We start from the raw sequence: 12,754 nt of genomic DNA, 5'->3' as shown, positions 1-12,754 counted from the left end.
CGCTCAGAGCGGGTGCTCGGCATAAAACTCCAGAACGCGCTTCTTGAACGTCTTGTCGCCGACGGCCAACATGTGGTCGCGGCCTTCGATATCGAAGCTTTCGCCATGCGGCATCAGGCGTGCCAGTTCCTCGGGAGAGCCGGCGATATCGTCCTTGGTGCCGACGGCGACCAAGGTCGGCTGCATGATCCGCCTGATGTCGTTGTCGGTCACCAGTTCGCGTGAGGTCGAAATGCAGGCGGCAAGTGCCTTTTTGTCGCTGCGCGTCTGGTCGGCGAAGGCGCGGAACATCCTGGCCCGCGGCTGTGTGATCGCAGCAGGGTCCTCGGCCAGCAGTGCGGCGGCGATCGGGTCCCAGTCGCCGACACCGTCGACCATGCCGATGCCGAGCCCGCCGAACACCAGCGTCGCCACCCGGTCGGGCGCCTCCAGCGCCATGAACGCCGAGACGCGCGCGCCCATCGAATAGCCCATGACATGGGCACGCTCGATGCCGAGATGGTCGAGCAGGGCCACCGCATCGCTGGCCATCCTGCTCGGCGTGTAGTCGGCCTCGTTGTAACTCTTGGTCGAGCCGCCATGGCCGCGATGATCGAAGGCGATGGCGCGGTATCCGGCTTCGGTCAGCGTCTTGAACCAGCCCGGCGACACCCAGTTCACGAAGTGGCTGGAGGCAAAGCCATGGATCATCAGCACCGGCTCGCCGCTGCCGGCGCCCGCCGGCGGCAGGTCGAGAAACGCCAGGTCGAAACCTTCATGGGAAAAATGATCGATAGCCATCGTTGCTCCGAATGGTCTTTGGCCCAGGTCTGGCGTCAGCCCGGATTGCCGGCGGCAGCCGTGATTGCGCGATGCCTGAGCCTGACGCCGTCGGCAATGCCTGACCTGGCTGCCGTGCCGGCCTTGAGTTCGAGCACGAAGCGCGCCGGCTCGTCGGGTGCAATGACCGCTTCCGAAAATGGCGTGCCCGGCAGGACGTCGAGCACCTTGCCGTCGGGACCGACAAAGACCAGGTCAAGCGGCAATGGCGTGTTCTTCATCCAGAAGCCGACCGGCTGGGTCTGCTCGAACACGAACAGCATGCCCTGGTCGTCGGCAAGGTCCTTGCGGAACATCAGTCCCATCGAGCGTTCGCCCGGCTCGTCGGCAATCTCGATACGGAACGGCACGTCGCCCTTGGCGGTGGCAGCGATCAGTGGCTCGGCATCGACCGGCAGCTTCATCGCCTCCTGGGCAATGCTGGCCCCGGTGGCAACCAATGAAACGACAAAGGCCGGCGCCGCAAACAATGCAGCGCCGAGGGCTCCGGCCAGCAGCGATTTGCGTGTGATCATTAAATCCATCTTCGGGGCGCGTTCGCGTTTCTGGTCAGGCCGATCCGAAAATGGTGGATTTCGAGAACCGGAGCAGAGCTGACATTCAGGTCCGTAAGCGCCGGAAGCGCAGAAAGCCGCCATTTGCAGGCCGGCTTCACCTGAAACCTAGTGCGAAACCGGCAAGGTCCCTAGATCGGGGTGAATTTCGGCAGCCATAAGGCCTTTGTCGCCCTTGCCGAAACGAACCAGCACCACCTGCCCCGGCCGAAGCTCGGTGACGCCAAAGCGACGCAGCGTTTCCATGTGGACGAAGATGTCCTCGGTGCCTTCACCGCGCGTCAGGAAGCCAAAACCCTTGGTACGGTTGAACCACTTGACCAGCGCGCGCTCGAGCCCGCTTTCCGGCGTGACCGAGACATGAGTGCGCTGTTCCTGCATTTCGGCGGGGTGCACTGCGGTCGAATTGTCGATGGAGAGCACGCGGAAGGCCTGCAGGCCGCGGTCGCCCTGCTTGACCAGGCAAACGACGCGGGCGCCTTCGAGCGCCGTCTGGAAGCCGTCGCGGCGCAGGCAGGTGACATGCAGCAGCACGTCGCTGCCAATTCCGTTGTCGGGAAGAATGAAGCCGTAGCCCTTGGCCACGTCAAACCATTTGATGGCGCCCGAAAGCTCGACCAGACCGACACCGTCGTGGCTGTCGTCGAGCTCGAAAGCGTCACGGCCAGTGCCGTTCTGCACCACGAGAGAGGCCTTTTCCCCCATCAGAACGCCCCCTTTCCTTGCAAACGCCATTACTGATTCTTGAGATAAGATTAACACTTCCGTTTTGGTCTTACGCAAGGGCCGACCGGCCATTTTTCGACTTGCCCCCCGGATAGCCACAAGCTTCGCGCCAGTTCCGCAGAAAACGCACGGCCATGGTTGCCGAGCGTGCGGGCCCCGCCCTATGTATCGCCCCGAACCCCAACCCAAGGAACAGCGATGCGCTATCTGCACACCATGGTCCGCGTCAAAGACGTCGACGCCTCACTGGACTTCTACTGCAACAAGTTCGGCATGAAGGAGATCCGTCGCTCCACCAACGAAAAGGGTCGCTACACGCTGATCTTCCTCGCCGCCGACGAAGACGTCGGCGCCGGCAGCGAGCGCCAGACGCCGCTGCTCGAACTGACTTTCAACTGGGACACGGAAGACTATCAGGGCGGCCGCAATTTCGGCCACCTCGCTTATGAGGTCGACGACATCTACGCCACCTGCCAAGACCTGATGAACAAGGGTGTCACCATCAATCGCCCGCCCCGCGACGGCAACATGGCCTTCATCAAGTCGCCCGACGGCATCTCGATCGAACTGCTGCAGAAGGGTGAGCGCCAGGCCCCGGCGGAACCCTGGCTGTCGATGCCCAATATCGGCAGCTGGTAACAGCGCCAGCCCGAAACCGGGACCGGTTTCGACGGCACACGCCGGGGAGGCTCAGGCCTTCCGGGCCATGTCGAGCAAGGTCAGCACGGTGCGCCAGTTGCGCATCGTGCCCGGCACCTTCAGGGTGCGCGGCAGCACCTCGGCGAACGTTGACTTGCCGAGACCATCGGGGGCGTGGAGGTAGAGAACGTCGCCCTTGACCGCGAAGCTTTCAGGACCGGTGCAGCGCTCCGCCAGCCGCGCGATCTCTTCGGCGGTCGGCTCACGCTCCAGCGCGCTCGCATGCAGCCTGGTCGGATCATCTGCCACTTCGGGATAAGGATTGCTTGCCACCAGCGCCTCGAGCCAGCCGAGGTCGCGCACCATGATCCGCGAGCGAAAGCCCCAGCGCTTTTCGAACGCCGCCTCGATACGCTCGGTCAGTGGACCGGCTTCGGAAGCCTCGGCTCCGAACACCACGTTGCCGCTCTGGATGTAGGTCGCAACTTCGGCAAAGCCGAGCTCTTCGAAGAATGTCCTGAGTTCAGCCATCCTGACGAGGCGGTTGCCGCCGACATTGATGCCGGAAAACAGCGCGACGAACACGCTCATATGATGAAGCCGCCCAGCGTCTCGTTGTCGGTGATGTCCTGGTACTGCACGCCCTCGACATCGAAACGCGCCTTGAGCAGGTCGAAGTTGCGCCGGTCCTTGGTTTCGATGCCGATCAGCACCGAGCCGAAATTGCGTGCCGACTTCTTGAGATATTCGAAACGCGTGATGTCGTCGTCCGGGCCCATGAGCTCGAGGAAATCACGCAGCGCGCCGGGCCGCTGGGGGAAGCGGATGATGAAGTATTTCTTCAACCCCTCGAAGCGCAGCGCCCGCTCCTTGACGTCGGGCAGGCGCTCGAAGTCGAAATTACCGCCCGACACCACCGCCACCACGGTCTTGCCCTTGAGCTCTTTCTTCGAGAAGTCCTTGAGTGTGTCGATCGCCAAGGCACCGGCAGGTTCCAGCACCACGCCCTCGATATTGAGCATCTCGATCATCGTGGCGCAGAGGCGGTTCTCCGGAACCAGATGGACGCTGTCGGCCGGAAAGTCCTTGAGCAGGCGCAGCGGCTCGCGACCGAGCTCGCCGACGGCCGCACCGTCGACGAAATTGTCGACCTTGGCGAGCTTGACCCGTTTGCCGGTGGCGAGGCTGTCGCGCAGGCTGGGCGCACCCGCCGGCTCGCAGAAGACGAAGCGTGGTGCAGCACCCGTCTCGGCGAAATAGCGCGTCACGCCGGCCGACAATCCGCCGCCGCCGACCGGCAGCAGCACCATGTCGGGTGCACGCCCATTCGGCATCTGGGCGGCAATCTCGAGCGCCACTGTCGCCTGGCCTTCGATGATGTCCTTGTGGTCGAAAGGCGGCACCATGTGGCCGCCCGAGCTTTCGCAAAACTCCAGGGCGGCGCGATAGCAGTCGTCGAAGAAGTCGCCGACGAGCTTGATCTCGACGAACTCGCCACCGAACAGCCGCGTCTTGTCGATCTTCTGCTGTGGCGTCGTCACCGGCATGAACACCACGCCCCGCTTGGCGAAATGCCGGCACACGAAGGCAAAACCCTGGGCGTGATTGCCGGCCGACGCACAGACGAACAGCTCGGCCTCATTGCCGGCGGCAAGCGTCTTGCGGAAGAAGTTCAACGCGCCGCGGATCTTGTAGGAGCGCACCGGCGTAAGGTCTTCGCGCTTCAACAGCACGCGTGCGCCAGTCTTGCGCGAGAGATAGTCGTTCTCCTGCAGCGGCGTCTCGGGAAACAGCTGCCTGACTGCCCCGGCTGCCAGCGAAACCCTTTCGGCAAAACTGGTCATGGCGAAGGCACTCCTGAAATCGACCGGGCAAATGCTGTGGCCCGCGTCCCTGCGCTATTGCATATTCGGCGCCGTGAAGCCACTGTCCGGCTCCCGCCACCAGGTCCAGGCCGACAGATTGGCTCGCCGCGATACATTTGGGGATACGTCTCGGTGAACAGAATTGCCGTCCGCGCCGCGATCCACATCGCAGCCGTCTTTGCCATCTACCTGTCCGTTGCAATGCTCCTTCCGGCGGCCGTCGACCTCTATTACGGCAATGACGACTGGCGCTCCTTCGCCTTCACCGCCTTGTTCATGGGCGGCCTGTCGCTGGCCATAGCGCTGGCGACACAGGGGCGCACGCCTCCCGCCAACACCCGCTTCGGCTTCCTGCTGGTCAATTTCCTCTGGCTCACGCTGGCGATCGCGGGGGCCGTGCCGTTCATGACGTCGTCACTGCAGCTCAGCGTCACAGATGCCTTTTTTGAATCGGTCTCGGGCATCACCACGACAGGCTCGACCGTCATCAGCGGGCTCGACACCGCGCCTCCAGGCGTTCTGATCTGGCGCTCGCTGCTCAACTACATGGGCGGCCTCGGCGTCATTGCGCTCGGCCTGTTCCTGCTGCCGTTCCTCAATATCGGCGGCGTTTCCTACTTCAAGATCGAATCCTCCGACATTGAAGACCGCCCCTTCGAGCGTTTCCAGACCTTCACGGTCAGCCTGATCGGCATCTACACCACGCTCGTCGTCACCTGCGCTTTCGCCTACGCTGCCGCAGGCATGACTGGCTTCGATGCAGTCAATCACGCCATGGCAACGCTCGCCACGGGCGGCATGTCGACCAGCGACACGTCCTTCATGCGTTATGCAGGCGAGCCTGCGATCCTGTGGATCGGAACCACCTTCATGTTCATCGGCTCGCTGCCGTTTTCGATCATGATCCTGTTTGCCGTTCGCGGCCGGCTCGACGCGCTGCGCGACCCGCAGATCCGGATCTTTGCCGGCTACTACGTCGTCTTTGCGGTGGCGGTCGCAGTCTATCTCAGCGTCCGCACCGGCATGCCGTTCTTCATGACCCTCAGCCACACCGCCTTCAACTTCATGTCGATCATCTCGACGACCGGTTTCGCTTCCGACGACTACACGCTCTGGGGGCCGTTTGCCGTCGCCTGCATTTTCGTCGCCACCTTTCTCGGCGGCTGCTCCGGCTCCACCACCGGCGGTATCAAGGCCTACCGTTTCCTGATCCTCTTCGAACTTCTGGCCAACGGCTTGCGCCGCCTGATCTATCCCAACACGGTGACGCCGGTGCGCTATGGCGACCGCTCCGTGCCACCTGAAATGCAAAGCGCGGTGGTCCTGTTCATCGCGTCCTTCTTCGTCATCTGGGGCATCGGGACGATCCTGATGGCAGCCACCGGCCTCGATCTCGTGACGTCGATGACGGGCGTGCTTACCGCCCTCACCAATGTCGGCCCCGGTCTCGGCCCGATCATCGGCCCCGTCGGCAACTTCGCCTCGCTGCCCGATGCCGCCAAGTGGATCTGCTCGGCCGCAATGCTGCTCGGCCGCCTTGAAATCCTCGCCGTCCTCGTGATCTTCACGCCAACTTTCTGGGGTCGCTAACTCTGTGAACTCCGGTGCGGAAGCCCTTGTTTCCGCCACAATTTCGGCAATCCGGCAACACTCCTCCACCGACTTCCGCCGAAGCTGTTACTTTCGGCTGGACCCGACTTACTTCCGCCACTATGAGCCGGTCGGGAGGAAGGCATGCTGAATGCACTGCCCGTCAGAGAGATCGCCAAAGTGTCGCCGTCGAAATACTGCCTTGTCATCGTCGCCCTCCTGTTGTCCGGTTGCATCGGGCAGCCGTCCGGCGCGCTTTTGACGGGTGCCGTGGTCAATGTCCCGGTCCAGGAGATCGCCGGCAACCATGCGATCTTCGTCGCCTCGACGCGCCAGTACGCCGCCGACAACAAGGAGGTCTTCGACCGCGACCGTTCGGCGACGCTGAACTTCGCCCGCGTCGACGTGACCGTTCCCAAGGTCCACAAAACCGGCCAGATCGAACTGCGCGGCCGCAAGGACCCGGATCCGACCAAATTCTTCACCGCCACCAACGCGGTCGGCTACCAGACGCAGCCCGAGTTCTCCAAGGCGCTCAGCGCCGACATCGCCGCACGTGGCGGCCGCGCAATGCTGTTCGTGCACGGCTACAACACCTCCTTCGACGCCGGCGTCTACCGCGCTACCCAGATCGCGCATGACTCGGGCTATACCGGCACGCCGGTATTGTTTTCATGGGCGTCCGGCGGCAGCACGACCGACTATGTCTATGACAGGGAAAGTGCTGCGGCCGCACGTGACCAGCTCGAGGTGACGCTGCGCATGCTCGCCCAGTCGGGTGCGCGCCGCATCGACATCGTCGCGCATTCGATGGGCACTTGGGTAACCATGGAAGCGCTGCGCCAGCTGGCGCTGACCGGCGACCGTGACCTTGGCGGCAAGCTCGGCGACGTGGTTCTCGCCTCACCCGACATCGACGTCGACGTATTCAAGAGCCAGATGCGCCGGTACGGCAAGCCGACCAAGCCGTTCTTCCTGATGACCTCGGGCGACGACCGCGCACTCAAGCTGTCGGGCATCCTGGCCGGCTCCAAGCCGCGCCTCGGCGATTACAAGAACGCCGCCGACCTCGCCGAATACGGCGTCATCGTCGTCGACCTGTCGGATGCAAGGGGTGCGGACAGCTTCAACCACACCAAATTCGCCGACAACCCGCAGATGGTGAAGCTGCTCGGCCAGCGCCTGCGCGCCGACGACGGCTTTGCCAGCGACCGCGAGGTCACTGACCGCATCAACATGCTCGGCGGGCTGCAGTAGGGCGCCGCTACAGGAATGAAAAAAGGCCGCGCATCGCGCGAGCGCCTTGGGCGCCCTTTTTTGTCCCTGCCCTTGGCTTCCGCCTCAGACGAACAAATCGACCTTCTCGAAGGTCCTGACATCGACCAGACCGACATCCGAGATGCGCAGTTCGGGGATCACCACCAGCGCCAGCAGCGAGTGCTGCATGTAAGCGTTGTTGAGGCTGCAGCCCATGTCGCGCATTGCCTGCACAAGCTTGTCGGCTTTGGCGGCGACGATCTCGGCGCGCTCGTCCGACATCAGGCCGGCGATCGGCATCTCGACCAGCGCCAGCTCCTTGCCCTGGGAGAACAGCACGACGCCGCCGCCGACCTGCCCGAGCCGGTTTGCGGCCAGCGCCATGTCCGCCTTGTTGGTGCCGACGACGATCATGTGGTGGCTGTCATGGGCGACAGTCGACGCCAGCGCGCAGTCCTTCACGTAGCCGAAGCCCGAGACGAAGGCGTTGGTCACCTGCCCCGTGGACCGGTGGCGCTCGACAAGCGCGATCTGGCAGACGTCGTTGCGGCGGTCCATGCCGACCAGCCCATCCTCGACCGGCAGGTCGGCCTCCAGCGCGCGCGTCGGTGCCTGGTTCTCTATGACGCCGATGACACGAACGCGCACCTCGTTGGCGCCCTCGGGTGCCTTGATGTCGAAATCGAGCGCGCCGAGCTGCTTGCCAAGCTTGACCGTGTTCTTGGCCTCAGTGGGATAGGCATAGGCCGGAATGTCGATGTCGAGCCTGCCAGCCTTGGCGACGCGCACACCGCGGGCATAAACCTCGTCGATCTTCATTTCGGCCAGATCCGAGACGATCAGCACGTCGGCCAGCCTGCCCGGCGCGATCGAACCGATCTCGCGCTCTAGGCGGAAATGCTGGGCGGTGTTGATCGTCGCCATCTGGATCGCGGTCACCGGCTTCAACCCCTGCTGGATGGCGTGGCGAACGACGCGGTCCATGTGCCCGTCATGAACGAGCGTGCCGGAATGGCTGTCGTCAGTGCAGAGGATGAAGTTGCGCGGGTCGATGCCCATCTCGGTCACAGCCTTGATCTGGCTGGCAACGTCGTACCAGGCAGAGCCGAGACGGAGCATCGCCTTCATGCCCTGACGGACGCGGGCGATAGCGTCCTCGGCGCGGGTGCCCTCATGGTCGTCCTCTGGCCCGCCGGCGACATAGCCGTGAAACGGCAGGCCGAGGTCGGGCGAAGCATAGTGGCCGCCGACGGTTTTGCCGGCCTTCACCGTCTCGGCGATCTCGCCTGTCATAACCGGGTTGTTGGCGGCGACACCGGGGAAGTTCATCACTTCGCCCAGGCCGACGATGTTCTCCCAGCTCATCGCCTCGGCAACGTCCTCGACGGTCAGCACCGCACCGGCATTTTCCAGCCCCGGCGCCGACGGCACGCAGGACGGCATCTGCACATGGACGTTGATCGGCATGGCCAGCGCCTCGTCATGCATCAGCCTGACGCCCTTGAGGCCGAGCACATTGGCGATCTCGTGCGGGTCAATGAACATCGAGGTGGTGCCGTGCGGAATGACGGCGCGGGAAAACTCGGTGACGGTGACCATGCCGCTCTCGACATGCATATGCGCGTCGCACAGGCCCGGCACGAGATAGCGCCCGCCGGCGTCGACGACCTTGGTGCCCTGGCCGATGGCGTGGCTGGCGTCGGGCCCGCAATATGCGAAGCGGCCGGCTGATATGGCTAGGTCGGTGCCGGGGATGATCTCGCCCGAATGCACGTTCACCCAGCGACCGTTGCGGATGACGAGGTCGGCCGGCTTGCGGCCCATCGCGACGTCGACCAGTGCAGGTGCGGTCTCGGTCCAGGGGCGCGGCTTGGCGAAGGCGGTCGTGTTGGGCATTGCAAGGAATCCTGTGTTCTTTCGCAACGACTGTAGCGAAAGCCGCGACGGAAAACAGAGCCTTGGTTGTGCGGCATCACCGCCCCGCTATACTTGGCGGCAGAAACGGTTCGGGCCGCGTCATGCAGCATTTTCTTAACGGTCGCCGCTTGTTGTGGCCGGGGCTTGCCCTGGCAGCGCTGGCGCTTGCGATCGTGGTGCTGGGCGGCCGGCTCGCCACGCGCGCCTATATGGATGAAGCCGAGGCGCGTGGACAGACGACGCTCCGGCTTGCCGTCTCGGCTCTCACCGGCCAGATCAGCCGCTACAAGTCGCTGCCGCAGCTGATCGCCGACAATGACGACATCCAGCTGCTGCTCGCCTCGCCCGACGACCAGGCGCTGCGCGACGTGGCCAACCGCTACCTCAAGTCGATCAACGGTCTGCTCGAATCGTCCGATATCTATCTGATCAAGCCGGGCGGCGACACGATCTCGGCCAGCAATTACGACCTGCCCACCACCTTCGTCGGCGAGAACTATTCCTACCGCCCCTACTACCAGGATGCCATCCGCGGCGGCATCGGCCGCTTCTTTGCGCTCGGTGTCATGTCCAATATGCGCGGCTACTACTTCTCGGCGCCGGTAATACTCGGCGAGCGCGTCGCCGGCGTCGTCGTGCTCAAGGTCCATATCGAGGAGATCGAGGCCTCCTGGCGCGGCGGCGACTTCGAGCTGACGGTTACAGACCCCGAAGGCATCATCTTCATGAGCAGCCGCCCGCTCTGGCTCTATTCGAGCATGAAGCCGCTGACTTCAGAGATGCTGGCGCGCACCACCGCCTCGCGTCGCTATTCCGATGCGATCCTGCGCAACCTGCCCGTGTCGCGCTTCATGGCCGACGGCCGCGAATTGCTGGCGATAAGCGAACGCGGCAACACCCGCGAGTTCCTCGAGGTTGCAGAGGAGATGCCCGAGGCTGGCTGGACGGTGCATGTGCTGGCCGACACGGGTTCCGCCCGCGCCCAGTCGCTGACGGCTGTCGTGCTTGCCCTGCTGGCGCTCGGCCTAGCGGCACTCGCCGGTGCCATCGTCCTGCAGCGCCGTGCTCGGCTCGCAGAACGCATGCAGATGCAGCAGTCGGCGCAACAGGAGCTCGAACGCCGCGTCGAGGAGCGCACAGCCGACCTGGCACTGGTCAACACACGGCTGGAAACCGAGGTCGCCGAGCGCCGCGCCACCGAGCAACAGTTGCGCCAGACCCAGGCCGACCTCATCCAGGCAGGCAAGCTCGCGGCCCTCGGCCAGATGTCGGCGGCACTGTCGCACGAGTTCAACCAGCCGTTGGCTGCGGTGAAGACCTATGCCGACAATGCCGCGATCCTGATCGACCGCGAGCGCGTCGCCGAGGCCCGCGACAACGTCTCGCGTATTTCGAGCCTCACCGACCGCATGGCCTCGATCAGCAGGCATCTGCGCAATTTCGCCCGCAAGCCGAACCAGAAGCTCGGCCCGGTGTCGCTGCAGGAGGTCGTCCACGACACCCAGGAAATCGTCGGCTGGCGTCTCAAGGCAGCGGATGCGACACTGTCCGTCGACCTCGGGCCGAGCCCGTTGACGGTCAAGGCAGGCTCGGTGCGCCTGCAGCAGGTACTGGTCAACATCGTCACCAATGCCGCCGACGCCATCGAAGGCCTGCCCGACCGCCGCATCGAACTGATGGCCAGGCGCAAGGCCGGCAAGGTCACCATCACTGTACGCGACCATGGACCCGGCGTGCCCAAGGCCATCGCCGAACGCATCTTCGACCCGTTCTTCTCGACCAAGGGCGTAGGCAAGGGCCTTGGTCTCGGGCTCTCGATTTCATACAATATCATCAAAGACTTCGGTGGGAGTCTTGGTGTCATGAATCATGCTGAGGGCGGGGCCTTGTTCACGATCGAGCTCGATGCGATGCGCTCCGCCATGCGCGAGGCCGCGGAATGAAGCCGCCGGTCGTGCTTCTGGTCGACGACGAGGACGAGCTGCGCCGATCGACCGCGCAGTCGCTCGACCTCGCCGGCCTCGCCGTCCAGGACAGCCCCAGCGGCGAGCGCGCCCTCGACTTCATCACCCAGGGCTTCAACGGCGTCGTCGTCTCGGACATCCGCATGCCCGGAATGGACGGCATGACGCTGATGGGACGCATCCACGAGGTCGACCCCGACATTCCCGTCATCCTGGTCACCGGCCATGGCGATGTCCAGCTTGCCGTGCGCGCCATGCGCGAGGGCGCCTACGACTTCATCGAGAAACCCTTCACCTCCCAGCACATTGCCGAAATGGCTGCGCGCGCCATCGACCGGCGCAAGCTCGTACTCGAGAACCGGGAGCTGCGCGCCGCAGCTGGCAAGAACGACGACCTCGAGGCCCGCCTGCCCGGGCGCAGCAACATCATGGTCGAGTTGCGCTACAAGCTGCGCGCCATTGCCGGAACCGATGCCGACGCGCTGATCATCGGCGACACCGGCACTGGCAAGGAAGTGGCGGCTCGTGCGCTGCACGACATCAGCAGCCGCGCCACCAAACCCTTCGTCGCCATCAATTGTGCCGCCCTGCCCGAAACCCTGATCGAGAGCGAGCTGTTCGGTCACGAGGCCGGCGCCTTCCCCAGCGCGCTGCGCCCACGCTACGGCAAGTTCGAGCATGCCCGTGGCGGCACGGTGCTTCTCGACGAGATCGGCTCGATGCCGGCAGACCTGCAGGCCAAGCTGTTGCGCGTCATCCAGGACCGCATCATCTTTCGCCTCGGCTCCAACGAGCCGATACCGCTCGACGTGCGCTTCATCGCCACCAGCAAGGCCGACCTCGACGCAGAGGTTGCTGCCGGACGCTTCCGCGCCGACCTGCTCTACCGGCTCAACGTCGTGACCTTGCGCATGCCCGCGCTCACGGCGCGCCGCGAGGACGTGCCGCTGCTTTTCCTGCAGCTGGTGCGCGAAGCAACCGGGCGCTACCGCCGCGAGGCGATGGAGGTGCCGCCCCGCATCGTCGCCGACATCGCCCGGCGCGACTGGCCCGGCAATGTGCGCGAATTGCGCAACGCCGCTGACCGCTTCGTGCTCGGCCTCGGGCTGCAGTCCACCGAAGAGGGCTCCAGCGACGGCGACGAGCGCCTGGCCGAGCGCGTCGCCGGCTTCGAGAAGAACGTCATCCAGGCAGCCCTCGTCGCTCATGGCGGCAGCCTCAAGCCGGTCTACGAGCAGCTCGGCATCTCGCGCAAGACGCTCCACGAGAAGATGCAGCGCTATGGTCTCGACAAGAATCAGGTCGGCATGGCGGATGCCTCCGAGCAGTAGCTGCCGCTTGGTGTGTGGAATTCCACACACCGGGAAAGGCAGATGTTACCTTTTCCACCCACCATCGAGGTCGACATGGCATTTTATGCGTC

11 protein-coding genes are annotated in these 12,754 nt (G+C 64.3%); 5 read left to right on the top strand and 6 right to left on the bottom strand.

Annotation, left to right across the window (positions count from 1 at the left end):
- Nucleotides 1-3: 3 nt before the first annotated feature.
- From HNQ95_RS11250 to HNQ95_RS11240, 3 genes are all read right to left on the bottom strand, one after another.
- Nucleotides 4-774, bottom strand: a complete 771-nt coding sequence (locus HNQ95_RS11250) for an alpha/beta fold hydrolase (RefSeq protein WP_182574139.1) — start codon at nucleotides 772-774, stop codon at nucleotides 4-6.
- Between the two features lie 41 nt (nucleotides 775-815).
- Entirely contained in the window at nucleotides 816-1,334 is a 519-nt protein-coding gene (locus tag HNQ95_RS11245; protein ID WP_067966458.1) for a DUF192 domain-containing protein, read from the bottom strand.
- Nucleotides 1,335-1,481: 147 nt separating this feature from the next.
- The gene (locus HNQ95_RS11240) at nucleotides 1,482-2,078 is read right to left on the bottom strand and encodes a cold-shock protein (RefSeq protein WP_067961518.1); all 597 of its coding nucleotides are present in this window, start codon (nucleotides 2,076-2,078) and stop codon (nucleotides 1,482-1,484) included.
- A 219-nt stretch (nucleotides 2,079-2,297) separates the two neighbouring features.
- Here HNQ95_RS11240 and gloA point away from each other — a divergent pair, with 219 nt between their 5' ends.
- Complete coding sequence (gloA, locus tag HNQ95_RS11235) at nucleotides 2,298-2,738, top strand: lactoylglutathione lyase (protein WP_154384026.1); 441 nt, start codon at nucleotides 2,298-2,300, stop codon at nucleotides 2,736-2,738.
- A 51-nt stretch (nucleotides 2,739-2,789) separates the two neighbouring features.
- Here gloA and HNQ95_RS11230 read toward each other — a convergent pair whose 3' ends face one another.
- Nucleotides 2,790-3,329 (bottom strand): DUF1697 domain-containing protein, encoded by a 540-nt coding sequence (locus HNQ95_RS11230; RefSeq protein WP_182574107.1) that lies wholly within the window; start codon nucleotides 3,327-3,329, stop codon nucleotides 2,790-2,792.
- A complete protein-coding gene (ilvA, locus tag HNQ95_RS11225) occupies nucleotides 3,326-4,582 on the bottom strand; it encodes a threonine ammonia-lyase IlvA (protein WP_154384025.1) in 1,257 nt (418 codons plus the stop codon). The genes HNQ95_RS11230 and ilvA overlap by 4 nt, the downstream gene beginning before the upstream one ends.
- A gap of 153 nt (nucleotides 4,583-4,735) precedes the next feature.
- On the opposite strand from ilvA, the gene HNQ95_RS11220 reads away from it, so the two are divergent.
- Nucleotides 4,736-6,193, top strand: coding sequence for a TrkH family potassium uptake protein (locus HNQ95_RS11220; protein ID WP_067961509.1), 1,458 nt, complete (start codon nucleotides 4,736-4,738; stop codon nucleotides 6,191-6,193).
- Between the two features lie 144 nt (nucleotides 6,194-6,337).
- Entirely contained in the window at nucleotides 6,338-7,450 is a 1,113-nt protein-coding gene (locus HNQ95_RS11215; RefSeq protein ID WP_067961506.1) for an alpha/beta hydrolase, read from the top strand.
- A gap of 84 nt (nucleotides 7,451-7,534) precedes the next feature.
- On the opposite strand, the gene ade is transcribed toward HNQ95_RS11215, so the two are convergent.
- The gene (gene ade / locus HNQ95_RS11210) at nucleotides 7,535-9,346 is read right to left on the bottom strand and encodes an adenine deaminase (protein ID WP_067961502.1); all 1,812 of its coding nucleotides are present in this window, start codon (nucleotides 9,344-9,346) and stop codon (nucleotides 7,535-7,537) included.
- A 122-nt stretch (nucleotides 9,347-9,468) separates the two neighbouring features.
- Here ade and HNQ95_RS11205 point away from each other — a divergent pair, with 122 nt between their 5' ends.
- On the top strand, nucleotides 9,469-11,310 hold the full coding sequence (locus HNQ95_RS11205) for a sensor histidine kinase (RefSeq protein WP_246340672.1): 1,842 nt from the start codon (nucleotides 9,469-9,471) through the stop codon (nucleotides 11,308-11,310).
- Entirely contained in the window at nucleotides 11,307-12,662 is a 1,356-nt protein-coding gene (locus tag HNQ95_RS11200) for a sigma-54-dependent transcriptional regulator (protein ID WP_182585787.1), read from the top strand. The genes HNQ95_RS11205 and HNQ95_RS11200 overlap by 4 nt, the downstream gene beginning before the upstream one ends.
- The last annotated feature ends 92 nt before the right edge of the window (nucleotides 12,663-12,754 follow it).

The sequence above is a fragment of the Aminobacter ciceronei genome (assembly GCF_014138625.1).
Taxonomy (GTDB): domain Bacteria; phylum Pseudomonadota; class Alphaproteobacteria; order Rhizobiales; family Rhizobiaceae; genus Aminobacter; species Aminobacter ciceronei.
The sequence above is the reverse complement of the archived record's forward strand: the minus strand, read 5'-3'. Positions and strand labels throughout refer to the sequence as shown.